The following is a 23879-nucleotide window of genomic DNA, read 5'->3' as shown; positions in this document are numbered from 1 at the left end:
GATCAAATACATAATCGACTCGATCTTTCAGGTCGATGGATAACGCCAGACACCTCGGTCGGCCCCCTCTCCCTCTGGGAGAGGGCTGGGGTGAGGGTTGAAAGTCTGATTAGATAGCCACTCCGCCAGGATTAAACTCCGGAGTCTCGTTTGAGCACAGCGCCCAACAACCTGCCCCGCCCCGCTCCCGTCACGCTGCGCCAGGCCTGGCGCTTCTGGCTGAAACTCGGCTGCATCGGTTTCGGTGGCCCGGCCGGGCAGATCGCGATCATGCATCAGGAACTGGTCGAGCGCCGGCGCTGGATCTCCGAGCGACGCTTTCTGCATGCGCTCAACTACTGCATGTTGCTGCCCGGCCCCGAGGCCCAGCAACTGGCAACGTACATTGGCTGGCTGTTGCATCGTACCTGGGGCGGGGTGATTGCCGGGGCGCTGTTCGTGCTGCCGTCGCTGGTCATCCTGATTGCGCTGTCGTGGGTGTACATCGCATTTGGCGATGTGCCGGTGGTGGCCGGGATCTTCTACGGGATCAAACCAGCGGTGACCGCGATTGTCTTGCACGCGGCACATCGCATTGGCTCGCGAGCGCTGAAAAACAGTTGGCTGTGGGCGATCGCCGGGGCGTCATTCGTGGCGATTTTTGCCTTCAATCTGCCGTTCCCGCTGATTGTGCTCGGCGCCGCGTTGATCGGCTATGCCGGCGGGCGACTGGCGCCGCAGCGCTTTAACAATAGCGGCCAGCGCAGTAGCGGCACATCCTTCGGCCCGGCGCTGATCGATGACGACACACCAACACCTGAACATGCGCGCTTCAGTCTGCCGAAGCTGTGGCGTCTGCTGCTGGTTGGCGCGGCGCTGTGGTGTTTACCGATGGCGCTGCTGACCGTGCTGTTCGGCTGGGACGGTACGTTGACGCAAATGGGCTGGTTCTTCACCAAGGCTGCGCTGCTGACCTTCGGCGGCGCTTACGCGGTGTTGCCGTATGTCTATCAGGGCGCGGTCGGGCATTACGGCTGGCTGACGCCGACGCAGATGATCGACGGCCTCGCCCTCGGCGAAACCACGCCCGGGCCGCTGATCATGGTGGTGGCGTTTGTCGGTTTCATCGGCGGCTACGTGCAACCGGCGTTCGGCGCGGAACATGCGTTCGCCGCTGGTGCACTGGCGGCGACGCTGGTGACCTGGTTCACCTTCCTGCCCTCGATCCTGTTCATCCTCGCCGGCGGGCCGCTGGTGGAATCGACCCACAACGAACTGAAGTTCACCGCACCGTTGACCGCGATCACCGCAGCGGTGGTCGGGGTGATTCTCAACCTGGCGTGTTTCTTCGCTTATCACGTGTTCTGGCCCAACGGTTTTGCCGGGCACGCTGATCTGTTTTCGATCGGGCTGGCGCTGCTGGCCGCACTGGCGCTGTTCATTTTCAAGCGCGGGGTGATCGAAGTGTTGATCGTTTGCGCCCTTGCCGGGCTGGGCTTTCACCTGATGCGCTGAGCCCTGGCCTGCGAATCTCCCGTTTACACGCCCGCGAATTCCCCCTTACTATCCGGGCACACCGGTGGACGGGGCCAGCCCGCCACCGACGTTTTCCGCCAACGGAAACACGCGTAATGAGTACGTCACCACAACAACCAGAAAGGTTGAACGTCTCCGCTGTGTGCGCCCTCTGCCACAGGGGCCGCGCATGAATCGCATCGTCAATCTCCCCATGGCCCTGCGCCGTTCCAAGCTGCGTCACTCCGCACGCCCGCCGGATATCGCCTGCTGATAACGACAGTCAGCAAAGATCCATTTGTGGCGAGGGAGCTTGCTCCCGCTGGACTGCATAGCAGTCCCCGCCTTTGAATCAAAAAGCGAGAGCCGCTTCGCGCCTCAGCGGGAGCAAGCTCCCTCGCCACAGGTTCTGGGTCACGTCTGACTGATCTCCATTTGATTCCTGCCGAGACGCCATAGGTGCGCCCGGCCCGATTCTGCGCGCCCATGCGGCGCCATCGTGAGTGATTGACCATGAAATTCGCAGCCATCGAAGACGCCCGCCTGTTCCTTGAACAGAACCCCGATATCGACATGATCGAGCTGTTCATCCTCGACGCCAACGGCGTGCCACGCGGCAAGCTGCTGCACCGCGAGGAACTGCTGGCGGTCTACGAAAGCGGTCGTCCGCTGCCCAGCACCATTCTCGGTCTGACCGTGCAAGGCGAGGACGTGGAAAACTCCGGGCTGGTGTGGGACGTCGGCGACATCGACTGCCGCGCCTACCCGCTCGAAGGCAGTCTGGTGCGCTTGCCGTGGCGACAGATTCCGACCGCGGCGGTGCAGGTCAGCATGCACCCGACCGAGGGCTTGCCAGCGAGCATCGCCGACCCGCGTCATCTGCTGATCAAAGTCATCGACGGCCTCAAAGCCGAGGGTTATCACCCGGTCATGGCCTGCGAGCTGGAGTTCTATCTGCTCGACGCCAAACGCGATCACAACGGTCGCCCGCAACCGGCACTCGATGCCGACGGTGGCCGACCGCGACACACGCAGGTCTACGGTTTGCGTGAACTGGAGCAGATCGAACCGTTCCTCGCCGACCTCTACAGCGCCTGCAAACTGCACGGCATTCCGGCGCGCACGGCGATCTCGGAATACGCCCCGGGCCAGGTGGAAATCACCCTCGAACACGGCGACGCATTGCTCGCGATGGATCAGGCGGTGCGTTACAAACGCCTGGTCAAAGCCGTGGCACACAAACACGGCATGCAGGCGACATTCATGGCCAAGCCGTTTGATGATCTGGCCGGCACCGGCATGCACATGCACGTCAGCCTTGCCGATGGTGAGGGGCGCAATCTGTTCGCCGCCGAGGATCCGGCGGGCACCCCGCTGCTGCGTACGGCGATTGGCGGCATGCTCGCTTCGCTGCTCGATACGCTGCTGCTGTTCTGCCCCAACGCCAACTCCTACCGCCGCTTCCAGGCCAACAGCTACGCGCCGTTGGCGCCGACCTGGGGCGTCGACAACCGCACCGTCAGCCTGCGCGTACCGGGCGGCCCGGCCAATACCCGGCACATCGAACACCGGATCTGCGGTGCCGACGCCAACCCGTATCTCGCAGCAGCCGCGATCCTCGCCGGCATCCATCGCGGGATTCGCGAAAACCTTGATCCGGGCGCACCGGTCGAGGGCAATGGCTACGCGCAAGCCAAGACGTTGCTGCCGACCGATTGGCTGACCTCGCTGCAGGCGCTGGAAAACTCGGTGTGGGCGCGGGATGCCCTGGGCCAGGAATTTCTCGGGGTGTATCTGGCGGTGAAACGTGCCGAGTACCGGCAGTTCATGGCCGAGGTGGGTGAGCAGGATTGGCGCTGGTATCTGACCGAAGCCTGACATACACCCTAAATCCTGTGGGAGCTGGCTTGCCAGCGATGGGGCCGGCAAATTCAGCATCTCTGGTGACTGATACTCCGCTATCGCTGGCAAGCCAGCTCCCACAGGGTCCTCGATCTGACTTGCGAATTTTGTGTGGACACCGACATGACTCAACGCTGCAATTCCTACTACACCGCCACCCTCAACCAGGACACCGACTACCCGACCCTGCAAGGCCGGCACCAGGTCGATGTGGTGATCATCGGCGGCGGTTTCACCGGCGTTGCCACCGCCGTCGAACTCGCCGAAAAAGGCCTGAAAGTCGCCATCGTAGAGAGCAACAAGATCGGCTGGGGCGCCACCGGACGCAATGGTGGCCAAGTCACCGGCAGCCTCTCCGGCGACGGTGCGATGCGTAAACAGATGCGCCCGAAACTCGGTGATGAAGTCGACGATTTCATCTGGCACCTGCGCTGGCGCGGGCATCAAATCATCCAAGAACGCGTGGCGAAATATGGCATCCAGTGCGACCTCAAGCACGGTCACCTGCACGCCGCCTACAAGCCGAGCCACATGGACGGTCTGCGCAATGATTACGACGAAGCCGTGCGCCGCGGACTGGGTGATGAAGTCAGTCTGCTCGACCGCAGTCAGGTGCGCGACCTTTTGCAAAGCGACCTCTACCACGGCGCGATCAAGAACACTCGCAACATGCACCTGCACCCGCTCAACCTGTGCATCGGCGAAGCGCGGGCGGCGGAAAGTCTTGGTGCGCTGATCTTCGAAAACAGTGAAGTGCTGGAAATCATTCACGGCAAAACCCCAGGCGTGCGCACCGCCCATGGCCAGATCGACGCCAATCAGGTGATGCTCGCCGGCGACGTCTATCACAAGCTCGAACCGGGCCAGCTCAAGGGCAAGATTTTCCCGGCCATGGGCGGCATCGTCACCACCGCGCCGTTGGGTGATCTGGCGCGGCAGATAAACCCCGAAGACCTCGCGGTGTACGACTGCCGTTTCGTCCTCGACTACTACCGCCTCACGGCCGACGGACGTCTGCTGTTCGGCGGCGGTGCGAACTACAGCGGCAAAGATTCACGGGACATCGCCGCCGAACTGCGCCCGTGCATCGAGCAGACCTTCCCCGCGCTCAAAGGGGTGCAGATCGACTACCAGTGGAGCTGCGCGATGGGCATCGTGATCAACCGCATCCCGCAGCTGGGCAAGCTCTCGGACAACGTCTGGTATTGCCAGGGCTACTCGGGACACGGCATCGCGACGACGCACATCATGGGCGAAATCATGAGCCGCGCGATCACCGGGCAGATGGAACAGTTCGACACCTTTGCGCAGTGCCAGCACATTCGCGTGCCGATGGGGGATTTGCTGGGCAATCCGTTGTTGGCGGTGGGGATGTGGTATTACCAGATTCTTGAAAAGTTGCGTTGACCGGACTGGCCCCATCGCTGGCAAGCCAGCTCCCACAGTGTCCGTGTCGGACTAAACCTCATGTACACCACCAAAACCTGTGGGAGCTGGCTTGCCAGCGATGGGGCCATCAGCCTCAGCACAAAATCTCAATCAGGCAACTGCTCCACCACAATCCCCAACCGCCGATAATCCTCGACACTCCCCGACGCCAGATGCCGCTCGGTAATCAGCGTATGCAGGCGCGTGCACGAAGCCACCACGAACGGCTCCACTGCCCCCAGCTTGTCCGCCGTGGTCACCGCAATCACCCGCGCCGCGCTGTCGAGCAAGGCCTGCTTCACCGGCACTTCATCGAAATGCAGCGAAGTGATGCCCACTTCCGGGTGAATCGCACAGACGCCGGTAAACGCCAGATCCGCCTTGATCCCGGCCAGCATGCGCACCGCCTCGTGCCCACCGGCCGACATCGTGCGCGGGTTCAGTTGTCCCCCGGCCAGAATCACTTTCACCCCCTTGTACTCGGACAGGGCGATGGCCGTCATCGGCGCGGCGGTCACTGCAGTGATCTGAATATCCGCGCGCAACGAACGCGCCACCTGCAACGCGGTCGAGCCAGAATCGAACAGCACAATCTGCCCGTCCTCGACCTCTCGCGCCGCCCGTTGCGCCAGCCGCACCTTCACCTCATCAGTCTCTTCCAGCCGGGTGAAGTAATCCTTGCCGCTGTCCTTGGGCCTTGGCAGCGCGCCGCCGTGAACGCGCTGCACCAGGCCGGCGTGGTCCAGTTCGGCGAGGTCGCGGCGGATGGTGTCTTCGGACACGGCGAAGTGCTGGCTCAACTCGGAGGCCATGACCTTGCCGTCGCGTTCGAGGATCAGGAGGATTTTCTGCCGACGCAGGGACGGCAGTTCGGTGACCGAATGATCGTGCATGTTTTTGCCTGTTTGTGCTTGTAGTTGCAGGTTTTGCCGAGACTAGCGAAACCCTCGGGCAAACACAAACCGGCCGGTATCAATTGTTTCGATCATTGGAATCAACATGCCGAATTTTTTCTTTGCAGTGCGCCTGTTCAGAATGGCCTCACTTTAAAAAGGCTCAGGATGAACAGCTGATGAATCTCAATTTTGCGTTTGCGTGCATGATCGTGGTGTCTTTTGCGATTGCCCTGGGCCACGCCTGACGCCCTACACCGACGCCGCCAGATGCTCACGCAACCATTTGTGTGCCGGATCGCGATGCGCGCGCTCTCCCCAGAACATCGCCATCTCGTAGCCCGGCACCGGCAATGGCGCATCGACTACCTGCAACACCGTGTTGCCGCGCACCAGCCGTGACGGCAGCATCGCCACCAGATCGGTACTGGCGAGTACCGACATCACCATCAGAAAGTGCGGCACCGACAGCACCACCTTGCGTGACAAGCCAACCTCGGCCAGCGCCTTGTCGGTCACCCCGAAAAATCCCCCGCCCTCACGCGACACCATCACGTGTTCCAGCGCGCAGAACTGTTCGCGAGTCGGCTTACGCTTCAACCCCGGATGCCCGACGCGACCGGCCAACACGTAATGCTCGGTGAACAGCACCCGTTGATGCAGATCCAGCGGCGCCTCTTCGGTGATGTGCAGCGCCAGGTCAAACACGCCCTGCTCCGCCTGCTTCACTAACTGCGCCGGCATCAGGTCGAGCACCGCCAGCCGGGTGCCGGGTGCCTGAGTGCGCAAACCGCTGAGCGCGGGCAGCACCACCGTCGACTCGCCGTAATCGGTGGCCGCGACTTTCCAGATGTGGCGGGCCTGCGCCGGATCGAAAGCACTGGCCGGCGCGACTGCCCGCTCCAGTGCTTCCAGCGCCTCGCGCAACGGCTCGCGCAATTCATCGGCCCGCGCCGTCGGGCGCATGCCCCGTGGCCCGGGCAGCAACAGTGGGTCGCCGAAGATCTCGCGCAGCTTGGCCAGGTGCACGCTCACCGACGGCTGCGACAGGCTCAAGCGCTCTGCGGCGCGGGTTACGTTGTGTTCTGCCAACAACACGTCTAGGGTCAACAGCAAGTTGATATCCAGACGTCGTAAATTATTCATGGCTATACCTGACATATCAGACATTCATTTCCAATATACCGATCAAGGATTGATCCTGCCTGCATTCAACCAAGGAGTTGCAACATGAATGTGCTACTGGTCTACGCCCACCCCGAACCCACTTCGCTCAACGGCTCGCTCAGAGACTTTACCGTCCAGCGTCTGCAAGCCGCCGGCCACACCGTGCAAGTCTCCGACCTGTATGCGATGAACTGGAAGACCACGATCGACGCCGATGACGCCCCCGGTCGCGATGAGAGCCGCCCCTTCCACGCTTCGATCGATTCAAAACTGGCTTACCAACAAGGCCGGCAGTCCGCCGACATCGCCCGCGAGCAGGAAAAACTGCTGTGGGCCGACGCACTGATCCTGCAGTTTCCGCTGTGGTGGTTCACCATGCCGGCGATCCTCAAGGGCTGGGTCGAGCGCGTGTATGCCTACGGGTTTGCCTACGGTGTCGGCGAACACTCCGATGCACGCTGGGGTGAGCGTTACGGCGAGGGCAAGATGAAGGGTAAACGCGCGATGCTGCTGGTCACCACCGGGGGCTGGGATTCGCACTACAGCCCGCGGGGGATCAATGGGCCGATTGATGATTTGCTGTTTCCGATTCAGCACGGCGTGTTGTTCTACCCCGGTTTCGACGTGGTGCCGCCCTTCCTGGTGTACCGCGCCAGCCGCATGGATCAAGCGCGGTTTGCCGAGACCTGCGAGGCGCTGGGCACGCGTCTGGATGAGTTGTGGAGCACGCGGCCGATCGCATATCGGCAGCAGAATGCCGGGGATTACGAGATTCCGGCGTTGACGCTCAAGGATGATGTCGCTCCGGGTGAGGAAGGCTTCGCCGCGCACACTCGGTAGGGATCACTGAACCTTTGTGGCGAGGGAGCTTGCTCCCGCTCGGCGACGTAGTCGCAAAACCTGCGATTTCGGTGCACCTGAAACACTGCGGCGTCGGGGTTTGGGGCCGTTTCGCAGCCCAGCGGGAGCAAGCTCCCTCGCCACAGGGGGATGTGTTTCAGACTTCCTCCCGCGCCCGCCGCACCTGCACCAGCAACGCCGGCGCAAAGTGCAGCAGCACCATCCGCGCCAGATGGTGAGTCAGGATGAACACCACATTCAGCCCGCCGGCAAACGCGACAATCGCAATCGTCTCGATCGCCCCTGGCATGTACGCCAGCCACAGCGACAACGGATCACTGTTCAGCCAGCGCGCCGCCACTTCGGCAAATCCCGCCGCGACCACAATCATCAGCCCCACCGACACCAATGCCGTACGACCATGCCGCCCCAGCTCCGCAAGGCCAAGCCCCTGAAAACGCGAGCCGATCCGCACGCCGAGAATCAGCGCCGCCAGATTCAGGCTCCAGTCCGGTATATGAAAGCCGTGCAGCCATCCCGATTTCACAAACACCGCCGTCAGCAGAATCGCCGTCAACATGAACGGCGCCGGCACGCCGATCACCAACAGCAGTCGCCCGATGACGATGCTCAAGCCGATCAGCGCCAGCACGGTCAACGCCATGCCCGTGCTCAACGGAGCGCTTTCAACCACTGCTACCGAGGCCTGCCCGGGAATCAAAAAGCTCACCAGCACCGTGATCAGCAACAAGCGCATCAGGTGCACGATGATGACTTTGCTCGAAGCCTTTTCCGACTCCAGTAAATCGAACACCGCCGCCAATGCACCGGGGTACACCGCCAGTAGCGCGTCGGTGCGATTCCATCCCGCGCCGCGAGTCAGCCACCATCCGGCCAGGGCGATCTGTACGGTCAGGCATAGCAGCAGAACGCCCAGGCTTGGCAACATCGCCGAAGCCGTCGCACTGTCCCACGCCTCGAACATCAGGCCGGTGGCGATGCCCAACGTGACCTGGATGTAGCCCAGGCCATAAGGGGTTGCCGGGGCGAAACCGGTTCGCGTGGTGACCAATGCGGTGACGAGGATCGCCCCCAGCAACAGGCCATGAGGAACACCGCTGACCTGCAATGCAGCGCCAACAGCGGCAGCGATCAACAAACACAGAATCGATTTCATATTCGCCTTCCTGGCTATTCAACTGACCCGACATCAATCCCATGTAGGAGCTGCCGCAGGCTGCGATCTTTTGACTTTGATTTTTAGAAGCAAGATCAAAAGATCGCAGCCTGCGGCAGCTCCTACAGGGAGATTCGTTCTTACGTGCGCAACCGCCCGATCGCGCGGCGGTATTTCTCGATCCGTTCCAGATCCTCCCAACTTGGCGAGGCAATCCGCGACAGGTCGCTGTTCTCTTCCAGATCCGCCAGTTTCACCACCCGGCCAATCGGATTCTGCGCCGCACGCTCGACGAAATCCTCGTAAGACTCGCCCGGCACTTTGGTCACCGACTCAATCGCCGTCAGCACCTCTTCACTGAAGCCTTCCTTACGCAAATCATCGAGGCTGATGCCGCAATCCTCGACCACATCGTGCAGCACCGCGACGATGCGTTCTTCCAGCGTGGTCATGCGCAACATGACTTTCAGCGGATGCAGAATGTACGGCGCACCGCCCTTGTCGACCTGCCCGGCATGCGCGCTGGCAGCGAGGGCGATGGCGCGTTCAAGTGTCTGGGTCATGGAAGTCTCCGTGGTTTAAACGCCATAGCGGCCGCCGACGTGGATATTGCGTTTGAGCCAGCCGCCGATTGCTTTCAATCGTCCGACTGGCATCGCTGGCCCGGAATGACGTTGAAGAATCAGAGAGACCACGGTGGCCTGATCGGCTTTCGGATGGGCATCGATCAACTCGGCAACCCACGCGCAGTCAGCCTTTCTCAGGTGTTCACGCCACTCGCCCGGCCAAGCGTCCAGCTCATCCAGCGCCAACCACCGCGCACCGCCGTGTTCCATATGCCCGCCGGACATCGACTGCTCGAAACAGAACGGCGAGTCTGGCTTTGCAGGGTCAATGTGAAACAGATAGATGTCGTGAAATGGATGCTGCGAGGGGAGCGCGTTATTGCGGCTGCCGATTTCGATCATGGGCAATATTCCAGTCCTTGGGCGCTGAATGTTTCCGATTGTTTCGCAGTGTATGCCACGGGAGCAAATCAAAAACCCGATGGAACCTCCCTCCTCCTCGTCGCCTCGAAACTTTAAAGCGCCAAAAGCTTCGATCAGACCCGGCGCTCCTGAAGAGGAAACCCCGATGAACATTCGCTTCCTGCTTCTGATCGCCACCTTTGCCGTCATCCCCACCTGCGTCATGGCCGAAGGCTGCGACGTCCAGACCCAATCCTCCAGCGCTTCGGTGCCAGCGGTGGAAACCCACAGCTGCTACGAATACGAAGGCATGCCCGTCAGTTCCATCGACTGGTCGTGCAGCAATGAAAGCAAAGACATGCTCAGCAGTACGAAAACCAAGGTCGAGCACTGTGCCGACCACTATCAGGCCACGTGTATCGCCACAATCACCCAGGAATCCCTGGCCAACCCGCACTCCACCAGCAAAGACAAAAACGCCAAGGCGCTGAACATCCCCGATAACGCCCAAGTGACCACCTATTACTACGACGTGGATCATTTGGCCCAGGCGCGAATTGATTGTGAGAATGGTGGGGGCCAATGGAAGGCAAAGTAAGCGTTTGATATCTGTGTTAGCGACAGGCAAAGAAAAGCCCGGCTCTAAGACCGGGCTTTTTAGTGCGCGACATCCGTTAACCACCGCCGTTACCCCCACTGCTGCTACCGGTCGGTTGACCCGCAGGGCTGGGCTTGGAGGCAGAAGGCACCGGCCCATTGTCGGTCTTGCCACCATCACCACCTTTGGGCAGCGAATTGGCATCCGGATCGGCATTGGTGGCAGGGGACGCCGGGTCGCGAGTCTGGCTGTTGCCGTCGTTCGCCGTCGGAGTGGGCGTCTCGCCGGCCGCAATCGCGTATAGCGAACTGCCGGACAGCAACGCCGCGACGGTAAACATCGCGATTTTATGGTTCAGCATGGTGGCTCTTCCTTTGCGTGGTGAGTTACAGCATTGGAAGAAGGTGCGCGGCGAAGGTGCGGTGTGTCGGACGAATGGTTATCGCCTGAAACACCCGAGCAATATCGACATCCGAAAACTTCGTAGGAAAACACTTCATGTGGCGAGGGAGCTTGCTCCCGCTGGGCTGCGAAGCGGCCCCAAAACCGACTAGTCCGTTTCTCCCAGATACACCGCAAGCCCCGAATTACGCTGACTGCGTCGCCGAGCGGGAGCAAGCTCCCTCGCCACAGGGTCGGATTCATTTACAACGTACACCTAATCCAAACAGCGATCAGAAGTTCGCCGGCGTATTCGCACTGATAATCTCAGCCTCATCCGCCCCGATATTCCGGAACTTATGCGGCAGCGTCGTCGGAAAATAATACCCATCCCCCGCATTCAACACGCTCACCTGCCCGTCCACCGTCAACTCCACCGTGCCACGCGTCACCAACCCACACTCCTCTCCTTCCGCGTGAACAATCGGCTCTTCCCCGGAACTAGCGCCCGGTGCGTATTGCTCGCGCAGCAGGCGCATCTGGCGGCTGGGCACTGAGGCGCCAATCAGCAGCAGGCGCAAGCCGTGGCGGCCCAGATCGGGTTGTTCGTTGGCGCGGAAGACGTATTGGTGTTCGCGCGGGGGCTGGTCGAAGGTGAAGAAGTCGGCCAGGGACATCGGGATGCCTTCGAGCAGCTTTTTCAGCGAGCTGACGGAGGGGCTGACGCGATTCTGTTCGATCAGGGAGATGGTGGCATTGGTCACGCCGCTACGCCGGGCCAGCTCGCGCTGGGAGAGTTTGTAGCTTTCGCGTACTAGTTTGAGTCGAGAACCCGTATCCATGACAGCCTTATGTGAGTAGTACTTAAGGGTAATGGGGGTGGGTGGCGGGTGCCGCGCAAGGCGCGCGGATCACGTTGCTCCCGTGTCCCGGAACCGTGAAAGGCGGCTATTAAATCACGTTTGCCGGTGTTGCTCAGCAGGTTCGATGGACGGTGCGGTAAAAGTCCTTCTGGCCTTGGTAATACAAGCACTGTGGGAGCGAGCCTGCTCGCGAAAGCGGTGTGTCAGACGACATGGAGGTTGGCTGATATGGCCTCTTCGCGAGCAGGCTCGCTCCCACAGTTGGACATCCGGGTGTCAGTAACATCGGCGGTGTTGCTACAGCATTAAAAAACCGGCGGGGTCTTGGGGGCCGCCGCCGGGGAGGTAACCTAGATGCCGAAACGGTCGCGCAACGAGTAGTAGACGGCGCCGAGGGCGGTCAATGGGGCGGAGAAGGTGCGGCCGCCGATCATTGGCATGTGTGGCAGGGAGGCGAAGGCGTCGAAGCGTTCGGCGTCGCCGCGGATCATTTCCGAGATCAGTTTGCCGGCCAGGTGCGAGCAGGTGACGCCGTGGCCGCTGTAGCCCTGCATGTAGTAGGCGTTTTTCTCGATGCGGCCGAATTGCGGCATGCGCGACATGGTCAGCAGGAAGTTGCCGGTCCAGCGGTAGTCGATTTTCACGTCTTTGAGCTGCGGGAAGGTCTTGAGGATCTTCGGCCGGATCAGCTGTTCGATGTCGTCCGGTTCCCGCGCGCCGTAGACCACGCCGCCGCCGTACAGCAGACGGTTGTCGGCCGTCAGACGGTAGTAATCCAGCAGGTAGTTGCAGTCTTCGACGCAGTAGTTGTTGGTGATCAGGCTGCGCGCCTGCTTCTCGGTCAGCGGTTCGGTGACGACGATCTGCGAGCCGCACGGCATGCTTTTCGCGGTCACGCGATTGTCCAGACCTTGTGGCAGGTAGGCGTTGCCGGCGATCAGCAGGTACTTGGCACGCACCTGGCCTTTAGCGGTACGCACCACGTTCGGCTCGCCGTACTTGATTTCCACGGCTGCCGATTGCTCGTAGATCTTGCCGCCCAGACGCACGATGGCTGCCGCTTCACCGAGGGCCAGGTTCAGCGGATGCACGTGGCCGCCCTGCAGGTCCAGCAGGCCGCCAACGTAGGCGTCGGAGCCGACTTCGCGACGGATGTCGGCAGCGTCGAGCATCTTCAGGTTCTTGTTGCCGTAACGTTCCCAGCTGCGCTTCTGCTCGGCCAGGCCGTTGAGTTGTTTCTTGTTCATCGCCGCGAAGATCCCGCCCGGGCGGTAGTCGCATTTGATGTCGTATTCCTTGATCCGCGAACGGATGATGTCGGCGCCTTCGAAGATCATGCTGCCGAGGATTTCTGCGGTCTTGTCACCGTAGCGCTCTTCGATCACATCGACGTCGCGACTGTAGGAGTTGACCAGTTGCCCGCCATTGCGGCCACTGGCGCCGTAGCCGACTTTAGCCGCTTCGAGCACCGTCACTTTGTAGCCGGCCTCGGTGAGGAACAGCGCCGAGGACAGGCCGGTGTAACCGGCGCCGATGATGCAGACGTCGCACTCGACCGACTCTTCAAGGGTCGGAAATTCGATGACTTCGTTGCGGGTGGCGGCGTAGTAGCTGTTGACGTGTTGTTGCTTCATTTTATTGTTCTCCGAGGGTCGCTCATCAGAAGCGACCACCGCTGTAGAAAATCAGAGCTTGATCCAGGTCGCTTTCAGCTCGGTGTACTTGTCGAACGCGTGCAGCGATTTGTCGCGACCGTTGCCCGACTGTTTGAAGCCACCGAACGGTGCGGTCATGTCGCCGCCGTCGTACTGGTTGACCCAGACGCTGCCGGCACGCAGGCCACGGGCGAAGGTGTGCGCCTTGCTCAGATTGCTGGTCCGGACGCCAGCGGCGAGGCCGAAGATGCTGTCGTTGGCGATCTGCAGCGCTTCTTCAACGGTGTCGAAGGTGATCAGCGACAGCACCGGGCCGAAGATTTCTTCGCGGGCGATAGTCATCGCATTGGTCACGCCATCGAAGATCGCCGGTTGCACATACAGGCCACCGGTTTCTTCGAGGGTGCGCTGGCCACCGGCGATCAGCTCGGCGCCCTGCTCCCGGCCGATGCTGATGTAGCGCAGCACGTTGTCCAGTTGCCGCTGATCGACCACCGCGCCGACGGTGGTCGTCGGGTCAAGCGCGTGCCCCGGTTTCCACGCTTGCAGCGCTTCCACCAGCAGCGGGATGAATTGCTCGCGGATCGAACGCTCGACCAACAGGCGCGAACCGGCGGTGCACACTTCGCCCTGGTTGAAGGCGATGGCGCCGGCCGCTGCTTGTGCTGCCGCGCGCAAGTCCGGGGCGTCGGCAAACACCACGTTCGGGCTCTTGCCACCGGCTTCGAGCCAGACGCGTTTCATGTTGCTTTGCCCGGCATAAATCATCAGTTGCTTGGCAATCGCCGTGGAACCGGTGAAGGCCAGAACATCGACGTCCATGTGCAGCGCCAGCGCCTTGCCGACGGTGTGGCCGAAGCCTGGCAGGACGTTGAACACGCCTTTCGGAATGCCCGCGTCCAGTCCAAGCTGCGCAATGCGGATCGCGGTCAGCGGGGATTTTTCCGAAGGCTTGAGGATGAACGAGTTACCTGCCGCCAAGGCCGGGGCGAATTTCCAGCTGGCCATGATCAGCGGGAAGTTCCACGGCACGATCGCAGCAACAACGCCGGACGGCTCGCGGGTCACCAAACCGAGTTGATCGTGCGGGGTGGCAGCAACTTCATCGTAGATCTTGTCGATGGCTTCGGCGCTCCAGCGGATCGCGTTGGCGGTCGCCGGGATGTCGATGCTCATCGAGTCGCTGATCGGTTTGCCCATGTCGAGGGTTTCCAGCAGCGCCAGTTCTTCCTGGTGTTGCAGGATCAGATCGGCGAAGCGGATCAGGATGCGTTTGCGCTCGGTCGGGGCTTTGTTCGCCCACACGCCGGAGTTGAACGACTGGCGTGCGGCTTCGACGGCAAGGTTGGCGTCGGCTTCATCGGTGCTGGCCACGGAGGCGAGAAAACGGCCGTCGACGGGGCTCAGGCACTCGAAGGTAGCGCCACTGATCGCCGGGCGATATTCACCGTTGATGAACGCGCGGGATTCGATGGTCAGGGACTGGAAGCGTTGTTCCCAGTCGTTGCGTGTGGTTGTCATTGTTGTGGCTCGACAAGGGGGATTGGGGAGAGATCTGGTAATCCGATCCCCTGTAGGAGCTGCCGAAGGCTCGGGCCGCGATCGGACGATCTTTTGATCTTGCTTCTAAAAATCAAAATCAAAAGATCGCAGCCTTCGGCAGCTCCTACAGGGATGGGTGGTGAGTCAGTTACCACCCATTACGTCAGACCGTATGCAGATACCAGTTGTACTCAAGGTCGGAGATCGAGTTCTCGAACTCGGCCAGCTCGCTTTCCTTGCACGCAACGAACACGTCGATGTACATCGGGTCGATGTACTTGGCCATGACTTCGCTGTCGTCCAGCTCACGCAATGCGTCGCGCAGATTGTTCGGCAGGCTCTGTTCGTTCTGCTCGTAGCTGTTGCCTTCAACCGGCGCGCCCGGCTCGATCTGGTTGGTCAGGCCGTGGTGAATGCCGGCCAGTACCGAAGCCATCAGCAGGTACGGGTTGGCGTCGGCACCGGCCACGCGGTGCTCGATGCGCACGGCGTCAGCCGAACCGGTCGGCACACGTACCGCAACGGTACGGTTGTCGATGCCCCAGCTCGGCGAGTTCGGCACGTAGAACTGCGCGCCGAAGCGGCGGTACGAGTTGACGTTCGGGCAGAGGAACGCCATTTGCGCAGGCAGGGTCTCCAGCACACCGCCGATCGCGTGTCGCAGCGCGGCGTTCTGCTCGGGATCCTCGCTGGCGAAGATGTTGTTGCCTTCTTTGTCCAGGATCGAAATGTGTACGTGCAGACCGTTGCCCGCCTGGCCCGGATACGGCTTGGCCATGAAGGTGGTGTCCATTTCATGGTCGTAGGCGATGTTCTTCACCAGACGCTTGAGCAGCACCGCGTAATCGCAGGCCTTGATCGGGTCGGAGACGTGATGCAGGTTGACTTCGAACTGCGCCGGGGCGCTTTCCTTGACGATGGCGTCAGCCGGGATGCCCTGCTCTTTCGCGCCTTCGAGAATGTCTTGCAGGCAGTCGACGTATTCGTCGAGATCGTCGATCAGGTACACCTGAGTCGACACCGGGCGCTTGCCGGAGACTGGCGAACGTGGCGACTGTGGACGGCCGTTCACGTTGTCCTGGTCGATCAGGTAGAACTCGAGTTCGAACGCGGCGCAGATGGTCAGGCCCAGTTCGTCGAATTTGCGCACGACGTTGGCCAGCACTTCACGCGGGTCGGCGAAGAACGGCTCGCCCTCGATCTCGTGCATGGTCATCAGCAGTTGTGCGGTTGGGCGCTTCTGCCACGGCTCGATGCTCAGGGTCCCCGGGATCGGGTAGCAGATGCGGTCGGCGTCGCCGATGTCCAGGCCCAGACCGGTGCTTTCCACCGTGGAGCCATTGATGTCGAGAGCGAAGAGCGAGGCCGGCAGGTTGATGCCTTTCTCGTAAACCTTGTGAAGACTGGTGCGCTCGATGCGCTTGCCGCGCACCACACCGTTCATGTCTGCAATCAGAAGGTCGACGTACAAAACCTCAGGATGTTTCTTAAGGAATGCGTTTGCTTCGTTGAGTTGAACGGCACGCAGAGGGACCGACATGATGCACCTATTTAGCTGTTAATTATTATGTTCACCGCTGTTTCGCCGAGCCAGTCAATCCGAAAGGCAAAGTGAAGTCAATAGCGAACACCTGGCCGTCCAGCGTTTATTTTTCGGGCTTTTTTTAACACTCGCGTGCCAAAGCAGGCGCCACAAGGCCTGGAATCATGAAGATTGGATGAGCGGCGTTTAGAATTTTTTACATGGCAGTTGTTAATTAAAATCAACGAGGCTAAGCTCCGGAAAAGCTCGTTCAAGTGTCAAACTTCGAGGTGAATAAAAATGGCATTCAAGCCATTGATCGGCGTTACTGCGTGCGTCAAACAGATTGGCCTGCACCCCTATCACATCAGCGGCGACAAGTACGTACGTGCTGTCAGCGTTGGCGCTCAGGGTCTTCCAGTGGTCATTCCTTCCCTTGGCAAACTGACTGAAATCGAAGACCTGCTCGGTCAGCTCGACGGTCTGTTGCTGACCGGCTCACCCTCGAACGTGGAGCCCTTCCACTATCAAGGCCCGGCCAGCGAACCCGGCACGGATCACGATCCGGCGCGGGACGCCACTACCCTTCCTTTATTGCGTGCAGCCATTGCGGCGGGCGTTCCGGTGCTCGGCATTTGCCGTGGCTTCCAGGAAATGAACGTGGCCTTCGGTGGCAGCCTGCACCAAAAGGTGCACGAGCTGCCGGGCATGCTCGATCACCGTGAAGCCGACAGCCCGGACGTGGCCGTGCAATACGCACCGGCGCATGCCGTCAGTGTGCTGGCGGGCGGTGTGTTCGAAGCGCTGGCGTTGCCGGGCGAGTTCCAGGTCAACTCGATTCACAGTCAGGGCATCGACCGCCTCGCGCCCGGCCTGCGTGCCGAAGCGGTGGCGCCGGATGGCCTGATCGAGGCGATCTCGGTCGAGCACAGCCCGACCTTCGCCCTCGGCGTGCAATGGCACCCGGAATGGCAGGTGCTGGACAACCCGAACTACCTGAAGATTTTCCAGGCGTTCGGCGAGGCCTGCCGGCAACGGGCGGCGCGACGCCACCAACGCTGACATAACCCAGGATTTCAAAACTGTTTACTGCCCCCACGGGGTCGGCGGCGGCGCGTGTGCGCATCCGTCATCCGTGACAACAACAAACCGTAATAACAACAAGTACGACCCAGGCAGCCAGGACGGCGGCGCCGACCAGGTCAGGGTACCCCGCAGCCAATGCGACCCCCTGTAGGAGCTGCCGAAGGCTGCGATCTTTTGATCTTGATCCTGAACAACAAAATCAAAAGATCGCAGCCTTCGGCAGCTCCTACAGGGGCCATGTGTGGCGAGGACAGTTTTCCCTGGCTTGCAATCCACTTAAGCCCGGCCACATTGGCCGAGCGAACGAAACCTGTTGGGAGTTTCACATGGCAAACGCCTCCAGCACTTACCGGAAGGCACTTGAAGGCCACCAGCAACCGAAAAAGGTTCTGGTGAAAGTCGACCGTGTCACCAAGAAGTTCGACGAAACCACGGCAGTGGACGATGTGTCCCTGGAGATCCATCAGGGCGAAATCTTTGCCTTGCTCGGCGGCTCCGGTTCGGGCAAATCGACCCTGCTGCGCATGCTCGCCGGTTTCGAGCGGCCGACTGAAGGGCGGATTCTGCTCGACGGCGTGGACATCACCGACATGCCGCCCTACGAGCGGCCGATCAACATGATGTTCCAGTCCTACGCGCTGTTCCCGCACATGACTGTGGCGCAGAACATCGCCTTCGGCCTCAAGCAGGACCGTTTGCCGGCCAGCGAAATCGACGCCCGCGTCGAAGAGATGCTGCGCCTGGTGCACATGACCCAATACGCCAAACGCAAACCCCATCAGTTGTCCGGCGGTCAGCGCCAGCGTGTCGCCCTCGCCCGCTCCCTGGCGAAACGTCCGAAGCTGTTGCTGCTCGACGAGCCGATGGGCGCCCTGGATAAAAAACTGCGTTCGCAGATGCAACTGGAACTGGTCGAGATCATCGAACGCGTTGGCGTGACCTGCGTGATGGTGACCCACGACCAGGAAGAAGCCATGACCATGGCCGAGCGCATCGCGATCATGCACCTGGGCTGGATCGCCCAGATCGGCAGCCCGGTCGACATCTATGAAGCACCGGTCAGCCGCATGGTCTGCGAATTCATCGGCAACGTGAACGCCTTCGACGGCACCGTGGTGGAAGACCTTGAAGGTCACGCGATCATCCACAGCCCGGACTTGCAGCAGAAGATCTACGTCGGCCACGGCGTCAGCACGTCGGTGCAGGACAAATCGATCACCTACGCGATCCGTCCGGAAAAAATGCTCGTCAGTACGCTCAAGCCAGAAACCCGCTACAACTGGTCCGAAGGCAAGGTGCATGACATCGCCTATCTCGGCGGCCACTCGGTGTTCTACGTCGAACTGCCCGGCGGCAAGATCGTCCAGTCGTTCATGGCCAACGCCGAACGCCGTGGCGCGCGTCCGACCTGGGACGACAAGGTCTACGTCTGGTGGGAAGACGACAGCGGCGTGGTGCTGCGCTCATGAGAACCTTCAATCAGCAATTCCTGCGCCTGGTGCCCAGCGGGCGAAAATTCGTCATCGGCATCCCGTTCATCTGGCTGTTCCTGTTCTTCATGCTGCCGTTCTTCCTGGTGATGAAGATCAGCTTCTCGGAAGCCGCGCTGTCGATCCCGCCGTACTCGGAGATCTACACCTACGCCGAACAGAAATTTCAGCTGATGCTCAACATCGGCAACTACACCATGCTCGGCGAAGACGAGCTGTACCTGTCGGCCTACCTCGGTTCGCTGAAAGTCGCGGCGCTGAGCACGATGATGTGCCTGGTGATCGGTTTCCCGATGGCCTATGCGATCACCAAGGCGAGCAAGGAAGCGCAAAACGTCCTGCTGCTGTTGATCATGATGCCGACCTGGACCGCGATCCTGATTCGTGTTTACGCGTGGATGGGCATCCTCAGCAATAACGGTCTGCTCAATGCGTTTCTGATGTGGACCGGGCTGACCGATCACCCGATCGAGATCCTCAACACCAACACCGCGGTGTATATCGGCGTGGTGTATGCCTACCTGCCATTCATGGTGCTGCCGCTGTACGCCAACCTGGTGAAGCACGATGGCAGCCTGCTGGAAGCCGCGTCGGATCTGGGCTCGAGTAACTTCAACAACTTCTGGAAAATCACTGTGCCGCTGGCCAAGAACGGCATCATTGCCGGCTGCATGCTGGTGTTCATTCCGGTGGTTGGCGAGTTCGTGATTCCGGAACTGCTGGGTGGCCCGGAGACGCTGATGATCGGTCGCGTGCTGTGGCAAGAGTTCTTCAATAACCGCGACTGGCCGGTGGCGTCTGCGCTGGCGGTGGTGATGCTGTTGATCCTGATTGTGCCGATTCTGCTGTTCAACCGCAGTCAGGCCAAAGAGATGGAGGCACGGGGATGAAACGCTTCGGTTTTTCCAAGTTCATGTTGATCTTCGGCCTGATGTTCATTTATCTGCCGATGCTGATTCTGGTGATCTACTCGTTCAACGCCTCGAAACTGGTGACAGTGTGGGGCGGCTGGTCGGTGAAGTGGTACGTCGGTCTGCTCGACAACACGCAGCTGATGGGCTCGGTGGTGCGCTCGCTGGAAATCGCCTGCTACACCGCGATTGCCGCCGTCGCATTGGGCACGCTCGCCGCGTTCGTCCTGACGCGGGTGACGCGCTTCAAGGGTCGTACGCTGTTCGGTGGTCTGGTGACGGCGCCGCTGGTAATGCCTGAGGTGATTACCGGCCTGTCGCTGTTGCTGCTGTTCGTGGCGATGGCGCAGTTGATCGGCTGGCCGCAGGAGCGTGGCATCGTCACCATCTGGATCGCCCACACCACGTTTTGTGCCGCCTATGTGGCGGTGGTAGTCTCCGCCCGCCTGCGTGAACTGGATCTATCGATCGAAGAAGCCGCGATGGATCTGGGGGCCAAGCCGTTCAAGGTGTTTTTCCTGATCACCATTCCAATGATCGCGCCGTCGCTGGCAGCGGGCGGGATGATGTCGTTCGCCCTGTCGCTGGACGATCTGGTGCTGGCGAGCTTCGTTTCCGGCCCGGGCTCGACCACGCTGCCGATGGAAGTGTTCTCGGCGGTGCGTCTGGGCGTGAAGCCTGAGATCAACGCCGTGGCCAGCCTGATTCTGCTGGCGGTGTCGCTGGTGACCTTCCTGGTCTGGTACTTCGGCCGCAAGGCAGAAGCCAACCGCAAGAAGGCGATTCAGGAAGCGATGGATCAGACGGCGAATGAGGCGTGGCAACCGCAACGCACCGCGACGGCCTAAGCAACAACGATGAACACTGTGGTGAGGGGATTCATCCCCGATCGGCTGCGAAGCAGTTGCCAAACCATTGCATGCGGTGTCCCTGTTACACCGCAAGTGCCTGGCTTGGGGCCGCTTCGCGACCCATCGGGGATAAATCCCCTCACCACAGCAAGCTCCCTCGCCACAGGCTTTATGTACACCCGATGTGTGTTTTTGAATAAAAAGAATGGAGTTTCACCGATGAAAATGTTTGGCAGGACTCTGCTGACACTGTCCTTAATGGGCGCAATCGCCACGGGCGTCCAGGCCAACGACAAGGTGCTGCGTGTTTACAACTGGTCCGATTACATCGCGCCGGACACCGTCAAGAAGTTCGAAGACGAGACCGGCATCCAGGTGACCTACGACGTGTTCGACAGCAACGAGACCCTCGAGGCGCGTTTGCTGGCGGGCAAATCCGGTTACGACATCGTCGTGCCGTCCAACAGTTTCCTGGCCAAGCAAATCAAGGCTGGGGTCTATCAGCCGCTGGACAAATCGAAACTGTCGAACTGGAAAAATCTCAACCCGGTGCTGCTGAAAAACGCCTCCGCCAGCGATCCGGACAACGCTCACGCGTTCCCGTACATGTGGGGCTCGATTGGCATCGGCTACAACCCGGACAAGGTCAAGGAAGTGCTCGGTGCCAACGCCCCGACCAACTCCTGGGACCTGCTGTTCAAACCGGAAAACGCCGAGAAGCTCAAAGCCTGCGGCATCAGCTTCCTCGACTCGCCGACCGAAATGATCCCGGCCGCCCTGCACTACCTGGGCTACCCGGTGAACGACAAGGACAAGGCGCACATCCTCGAAGCCGAAGCGCTGTTCATGAAGATCCGCCCGTACGTGGCGTACTTCCATTCCTCCAAGTACATCTCGGACCTGGCCAACGGCAATATCTGCGTGGCGGTCGGTTACTCCGGTGACGTGCTGCAGGCCAAGGCCCGCGCGGTGGAGGCCGGCAACAAGGTGCAGATCGACTACAGCATTCCGAAAGAAGGTGCCGGCAGCTTCTACGACATGGTCGCCATCCCGCGTGATGCCGCCAATGTCGACAACGCCTACCTGTTCATGAACTTCCTGATGCGCCCCGACATCATCGCCGAGATCACCAACAGCAACGGTTACAGCAACGCCAACGCGGCCGCCACGCCACTGGTGGACGAAGCGATCCGCAACGACCCGGGTTCGTACCCGTCGCAAGCGGTGATGGCGACGCTGTACGCGGTGCCGGATCAACCGATTGCCACCCAGCGGATCATGACCCGCGGCTGGACCCGGGTGAAACTCGGTAAATAACTGACACCGCCCCCTGTAGGAGCTGCCGAAGGCTGCGATCTTTTGATCTTGCGTCTAAAAAACAAAGTCAAAAGATCGCAGCCTGCGGCAGCTCCTACACAGGGATGTGGCGTAGCTTTTCCGTTCACGCAGCGCCTTACCACCGCTGCACCCTGCAATGAACGGCCTCACCTGGCTCCCTCGGCTCAGGTGAATTTCAGGCGCCCTCGGGCGCCTTTTTTTCTGCGCTCAATTCAGCGGCCAATCCTGAAGGATCCGGTAGCGGCCCTTGTGCGATTCGAACAGGGCGAAGCGCTCGGCGTGCAGGAAAAACTCCGGGGGTGTGGCGACTTCCGGCTCCGCTGCCCGATAGTCCCGAGCCAGGGTCAGGTGCGGACGAAACTCGCGTGGTGATTCTTCGAAGCCAAACGGCAGCATCGCCTGCTCCAACGCATACACCAGACGCAACAACCCCGGCGGGGCCTGCTCCGGCGCCAAAGACAGAATCCCCGCCCGATGCCAGACCTGCAGACGATCCAGCGCAATCCGTAACGGCTCACCCGGCGTGCGCACCTTGCCGGCGGCCTCGCAAACTTCATGGATCTGCGCCAGCGGTACGGCACCGGGGAACAGCAGCGTCAGGTGAAAGTTATCCGCCGGCACCGCTTTGCCGGTGCGCAACCCCAAGTCGCCGCGCCACTGGGCAATGGCCTTGCGCTGCGCCGGTGGGCAGTCGAGGGCAAAAAACAGTCGCTTGAACGGTTCATCCCTGCGCGCATCATCGGTCATGGGCCAGCTCCTTCGCTCGTCGATCGGCCGATTCTACACAGCCTCCACTGACGACTGGCGACACCCGGCTATAGTTCAAGGATTGCCATCTAACCGGAGGTCGCCATGCGCGAGATCCTCAGCAAAGAACCGTGGTGGGCCCGGCCACCCAGCCCCGGGCAGGATGAAACCGAGCTGGAATGGGGCTGGCTGGTGCATTACAGCGAAGGTGAACCGCGTTTCGAATTCGTCCGCGAACGGCCCACGGACGAGCAGATTCGCAACCGCAAAGGCTGCCGGATCACCCCCTCTCCAGAGTGACACCACCCCATGTGTGCGAGCCTGCTCGCGAAAGCGGTGAGCCAGCAATGAAGATATTGGCTGTGCCGGCCTCTTTGCGGGCAAGCCCGCTCCCACAGGGTTTCGCAGGATGACGACAATCGTGGGCACGCCATTGCTCCAAGGTGGGAGCGAGCCTGCTCGCGAAAGCGGTGGGCCAGTAATGGAGATATTGGCTGTGCCGGCCTCTTCGCGGGCAAGCCGCTCCCACGGGGTTTCGCAGGATGACGACAATCGTGGGCACGCCACAGCTCCAAGGTGGGAGCGAGCCTGCTCGCGAAAGCGGTGGGCCAGCAATGGAGATATTGGCTGTGCTGACGCCATCGCGAGCAGGCTCGCTCCCACACGCGATTTCAGGATTCAAGAAGGTTCTTGAAGCCCCCAAAGATCATCCGCTGCCCATCAAACCCCATCGGGTTGACGTCCGGTTGCATGCGCGGGTCTTCCATCATTTTCGCCATGCCGGCATCGCGGGTGGCCTTGTCGGGCCAGATCAGCCAGCCGGACGATACCGTCTCGCCGTCCTTGAGTTTTACCGCCATCGGGAATGACGTGAGTTTGCCGTCCGGCACGTCATCGCCCCAGCACTGAACCACCTCCTTCGCTCCGTATTCCTTGAACAGTTTCGCGGCGATCTCACAGTGTTTTTTGTACTGTTCGCGATTGGCATTCGGCACGGGTGCTACAAAAATATCGATGTAAGCCATG

At 60.8% G+C, this 23879-nt stretch carries 23 protein-coding genes; 11 read left to right on the top strand and 12 right to left on the bottom strand.

Features of this window, described 5'->3' with window-relative positions; translation table 11 throughout:
• Positions 1-150: 150 nt before the first annotated feature.
• From chrA to ACU680_RS18395, 3 genes are all read left to right on the top strand, one after another.
• On the top strand, positions 151-1494 hold the full coding sequence (gene chrA, locus ACU680_RS18405) for a chromate efflux transporter (RefSeq protein ID WP_448180196.1): 1344 nt from the start codon (positions 151-153) through the stop codon (positions 1492-1494).
• A gap of 513 nt (positions 1495-2007) precedes the next feature.
• A complete protein-coding gene (locus tag ACU680_RS18400; RefSeq protein ID WP_448180195.1) occupies positions 2008-3372 on the top strand; it encodes a glutamine synthetase family protein in 1365 nt (454 codons plus the stop codon).
• A gap of 147 nt (positions 3373-3519) precedes the next feature.
• On the top strand, positions 3520-4803 hold the full coding sequence (locus tag ACU680_RS18395) for an NAD(P)/FAD-dependent oxidoreductase (RefSeq protein ID WP_448180194.1): 1284 nt from the start codon (positions 3520-3522) through the stop codon (positions 4801-4803).
• A 128-nt stretch (positions 4804-4931) separates the two neighbouring features.
• On the opposite strand, the gene ACU680_RS18390 is transcribed toward ACU680_RS18395, so the two are convergent.
• Both ACU680_RS18390 and ACU680_RS18385 read right to left on the bottom strand, forming a co-directional pair.
• Complete coding sequence (locus tag ACU680_RS18390) at positions 4932-5717, bottom strand: DeoR/GlpR family DNA-binding transcription regulator (protein ID WP_448180193.1); 786 nt, start codon at positions 5715-5717, stop codon at positions 4932-4934.
• A 252-nt stretch (positions 5718-5969) separates the two neighbouring features.
• Positions 5970-6863 (bottom strand): LysR family transcriptional regulator, encoded by an 894-nt coding sequence (locus tag ACU680_RS18385; protein WP_448180192.1) that lies wholly within the window; start codon positions 6861-6863, stop codon positions 5970-5972.
• A gap of 84 nt (positions 6864-6947) precedes the next feature.
• On the opposite strand from ACU680_RS18385, the gene ACU680_RS18380 reads away from it, so the two are divergent.
• Positions 6948-7724, top strand: coding sequence for an NAD(P)H-dependent oxidoreductase (locus tag ACU680_RS18380; RefSeq protein WP_400762371.1), 777 nt, complete (start codon positions 6948-6950; stop codon positions 7722-7724).
• Between the two features lie 157 nt (positions 7725-7881).
• Here ACU680_RS18380 and ACU680_RS18375 read toward each other — a convergent pair whose 3' ends face one another.
• The 3 genes from ACU680_RS18375 to ACU680_RS18365 all read right to left on the bottom strand — a co-directional run bounded on the left by ACU680_RS18375 (position 7882) and on the right by ACU680_RS18365 (position 9869).
• Positions 7882-8901: an AbrB family transcriptional regulator gene (locus ACU680_RS18375; protein ID WP_448180191.1), complete on the bottom strand. Its 1020-nt coding sequence runs from the start codon at positions 8899-8901 to the stop codon at positions 7882-7884.
• 140 nt (positions 8902-9041) lie between these two features.
• Positions 9042-9464 carry an HD domain-containing protein gene (locus ACU680_RS18370; protein WP_448180190.1) on the bottom strand — a complete coding sequence of 141 codons (423 nt, stop codon included), beginning with the start codon at positions 9462-9464 and terminating at the stop codon, positions 9042-9044.
• Positions 9465-9479: 15 nt separating this feature from the next.
• The gene (locus ACU680_RS18365) at positions 9480-9869 is read right to left on the bottom strand and encodes a hypothetical protein (RefSeq protein WP_448180189.1); all 390 of its coding nucleotides are present in this window, start codon (positions 9867-9869) and stop codon (positions 9480-9482) included.
• A gap of 166 nt (positions 9870-10035) precedes the next feature.
• Between ACU680_RS18365 and ACU680_RS18360 the strand changes: the two genes are divergently transcribed.
• Entirely contained in the window at positions 10036-10467 is a 432-nt protein-coding gene (locus ACU680_RS18360) for a hypothetical protein (RefSeq protein ID WP_448180188.1), read from the top strand.
• A 76-nt stretch (positions 10468-10543) separates the two neighbouring features.
• On the opposite strand, the gene ACU680_RS18355 is transcribed toward ACU680_RS18360, so the two are convergent.
• The 5 genes from ACU680_RS18355 to ACU680_RS18335 all read right to left on the bottom strand — a co-directional run bounded on the left by ACU680_RS18355 (position 10544) and on the right by ACU680_RS18335 (position 16448).
• Positions 10544-10828, bottom strand: coding sequence for a hypothetical protein (locus tag ACU680_RS18355; protein ID WP_448180187.1), 285 nt, complete (start codon positions 10826-10828; stop codon positions 10544-10546).
• Positions 10829-11141: 313 nt separating this feature from the next.
• Complete coding sequence (locus ACU680_RS18350; protein ID WP_003226097.1) at positions 11142-11690, bottom strand: cupin domain-containing protein; 549 nt, start codon at positions 11688-11690, stop codon at positions 11142-11144.
• A gap of 371 nt (positions 11691-12061) precedes the next feature.
• On the bottom strand, positions 12062-13345 hold the full coding sequence (locus tag ACU680_RS18345; protein ID WP_448180186.1) for an NAD(P)/FAD-dependent oxidoreductase: 1284 nt from the start codon (positions 13343-13345) through the stop codon (positions 12062-12064).
• 51 nt (positions 13346-13396) lie between these two features.
• On the bottom strand, positions 13397-14887 hold the full coding sequence (locus tag ACU680_RS18340; RefSeq protein WP_448180185.1) for an aldehyde dehydrogenase: 1491 nt from the start codon (positions 14885-14887) through the stop codon (positions 13397-13399).
• Between the two features lie 184 nt (positions 14888-15071).
• Positions 15072-16448 carry a glutamine synthetase family protein gene (locus ACU680_RS18335; RefSeq protein WP_027611689.1) on the bottom strand — a complete coding sequence of 459 codons (1377 nt, stop codon included), beginning with the start codon at positions 16446-16448 and terminating at the stop codon, positions 15072-15074.
• A gap of 282 nt (positions 16449-16730) precedes the next feature.
• On the opposite strand from ACU680_RS18335, the gene ACU680_RS18330 reads away from it, so the two are divergent.
• The 5 genes from ACU680_RS18330 to ACU680_RS18310 all read left to right on the top strand — a co-directional run bounded on the left by ACU680_RS18330 (position 16731) and on the right by ACU680_RS18310 (position 22085).
• Complete coding sequence (locus tag ACU680_RS18330) at positions 16731-17492, top strand: gamma-glutamyl-gamma-aminobutyrate hydrolase family protein (protein ID WP_183780680.1); 762 nt, start codon at positions 16731-16733, stop codon at positions 17490-17492.
• A gap of 350 nt (positions 17493-17842) precedes the next feature.
• Positions 17843-18985: a polyamine ABC transporter ATP-binding protein gene (gene potA, locus ACU680_RS18325; RefSeq protein ID WP_041073459.1), complete on the top strand. Its 1143-nt coding sequence runs from the start codon at positions 17843-17845 to the stop codon at positions 18983-18985.
• Positions 18986-19014: 29 nt separating this feature from the next.
• Positions 19015-19896 (top strand): ABC transporter permease subunit, encoded by an 882-nt coding sequence (locus ACU680_RS18320; RefSeq protein WP_371260449.1) that lies wholly within the window; start codon positions 19015-19017, stop codon positions 19894-19896.
• Positions 19893-20765 carry an ABC transporter permease subunit gene (locus ACU680_RS18315; RefSeq protein ID WP_134786731.1) on the top strand — a complete coding sequence of 291 codons (873 nt, stop codon included), beginning with the start codon at positions 19893-19895 and terminating at the stop codon, positions 20763-20765. Before ACU680_RS18320 ends, ACU680_RS18315 begins: the two co-directional genes overlap by 4 nt.
• Before the next feature lie 222 nt (positions 20766-20987).
• The gene (locus tag ACU680_RS18310) at positions 20988-22085 is read left to right on the top strand and encodes a polyamine ABC transporter substrate-binding protein (protein ID WP_448180184.1); all 1098 of its coding nucleotides are present in this window, start codon (positions 20988-20990) and stop codon (positions 22083-22085) included.
• A 228-nt stretch (positions 22086-22313) separates the two neighbouring features.
• Here the strand turns inward: ACU680_RS18310 and thpR are convergent, their stop codons facing one another.
• Positions 22314-22853 (bottom strand): RNA 2',3'-cyclic phosphodiesterase, encoded by a 540-nt coding sequence (thpR, locus tag ACU680_RS18305; protein ID WP_448180183.1) that lies wholly within the window; start codon positions 22851-22853, stop codon positions 22314-22316.
• Positions 22854-22958: 105 nt separating this feature from the next.
• On the opposite strand from thpR, the gene ACU680_RS18300 reads away from it, so the two are divergent.
• Entirely contained in the window at positions 22959-23153 is a 195-nt protein-coding gene (locus ACU680_RS18300; RefSeq protein ID WP_247268818.1) for a hypothetical protein, read from the top strand.
• 371 nt (positions 23154-23524) lie between these two features.
• Here the strand turns inward: ACU680_RS18300 and ACU680_RS18295 are convergent, their stop codons facing one another.
• A complete protein-coding gene (locus ACU680_RS18295; RefSeq protein WP_448180182.1) occupies positions 23525-23878 on the bottom strand; it encodes a DUF1428 domain-containing protein in 354 nt (117 codons plus the stop codon).
• Position 23879 lies beyond the last annotated feature (1 nt).

The organism is Pseudomonas sp. LF020, assembly GCF_053456425.1.
This window is presented reverse-complemented; position numbering and strand designations above follow the sequence as displayed.

Excerpts from the sequence above, each read along its gene's own strand:
- ACU680_RS18400 (WP_448180195.1), top strand. The coding sequence starts at position 2,008 with ATGAAATTCGCAGCCATCGAAGACGCCCGCCTGTTCCTTGAACAGAAC.
- ACU680_RS18395 (WP_448180194.1), top strand. The coding sequence starts at position 3,520 with ATGACTCAACGCTGCAATTCCTACTACACCGCCACCCTCAACCAGGAC.
- ACU680_RS18390 (WP_448180193.1), bottom strand. The coding sequence starts at position 5,717 with ATGCACGATCATTCGGTCACCGAACTGCCGTCCCTGCGTCGGCAGAAA.
- ACU680_RS18385 (WP_448180192.1), bottom strand. The coding sequence starts at position 6,863 with ATGAATAATTTACGACGTCTGGATATCAACTTGCTGTTGACCCTAGAC.
- ACU680_RS18380 (WP_400762371.1), top strand. The coding sequence starts at position 6,948 with ATGAATGTGCTACTGGTCTACGCCCACCCCGAACCCACTTCGCTCAAC.
- ACU680_RS18375 (WP_448180191.1), bottom strand. The coding sequence starts at position 8,901 with ATGAAATCGATTCTGTGTTTGTTGATCGCTGCCGCTGTTGGCGCTGCA.
- ACU680_RS18370 (WP_448180190.1), bottom strand. The coding sequence starts at position 9,464 with ATGACCCAGACACTTGAACGCGCCATCGCCCTCGCTGCCAGCGCGCAT.
- ACU680_RS18365 (WP_448180189.1), bottom strand. The coding sequence starts at position 9,869 with ATGATCGAAATCGGCAGCCGCAATAACGCGCTCCCCTCGCAGCATCCA.
- ACU680_RS18360 (WP_448180188.1), top strand. The coding sequence starts at position 10,036 with ATGAACATTCGCTTCCTGCTTCTGATCGCCACCTTTGCCGTCATCCCC.
- ACU680_RS18355 (WP_448180187.1), bottom strand. The coding sequence starts at position 10,828 with ATGCTGAACCATAAAATCGCGATGTTTACCGTCGCGGCGTTGCTGTCC.
- ACU680_RS18350 (WP_003226097.1), bottom strand. The coding sequence starts at position 11,690 with ATGGATACGGGTTCTCGACTCAAACTAGTACGCGAAAGCTACAAACTC.
- ACU680_RS18345 (WP_448180186.1), bottom strand. The coding sequence starts at position 13,345 with ATGAAGCAACAACACGTCAACAGCTACTACGCCGCCACCCGCAACGAA.
- ACU680_RS18340 (WP_448180185.1), bottom strand. The coding sequence starts at position 14,887 with ATGACAACCACACGCAACGACTGGGAACAACGCTTCCAGTCCCTGACC.
- ACU680_RS18335 (WP_027611689.1), bottom strand. The coding sequence starts at position 16,448 with ATGTCGGTCCCTCTGCGTGCCGTTCAACTCAACGAAGCAAACGCATTC.
- ACU680_RS18330 (WP_183780680.1), top strand. The coding sequence starts at position 16,731 with ATGGCATTCAAGCCATTGATCGGCGTTACTGCGTGCGTCAAACAGATT.
- potA (WP_041073459.1), top strand. The coding sequence starts at position 17,843 with ATGGCAAACGCCTCCAGCACTTACCGGAAGGCACTTGAAGGCCACCAG.
- ACU680_RS18315 (WP_134786731.1), top strand. The coding sequence starts at position 19,893 with ATGAAACGCTTCGGTTTTTCCAAGTTCATGTTGATCTTCGGCCTGATG.
- ACU680_RS18310 (WP_448180184.1), top strand. The coding sequence starts at position 20,988 with ATGAAAATGTTTGGCAGGACTCTGCTGACACTGTCCTTAATGGGCGCA.
- thpR (WP_448180183.1), bottom strand. The coding sequence starts at position 22,853 with ATGACCGATGATGCGCGCAGGGATGAACCGTTCAAGCGACTGTTTTTT.
- ACU680_RS18300 (WP_247268818.1), top strand. The coding sequence starts at position 22,959 with ATGCGCGAGATCCTCAGCAAAGAACCGTGGTGGGCCCGGCCACCCAGC.
- ACU680_RS18295 (WP_448180182.1), bottom strand. The coding sequence starts at position 23,878 with ATGGCTTACATCGATATTTTTGTAGCACCCGTGCCGAATGCCAATCGC.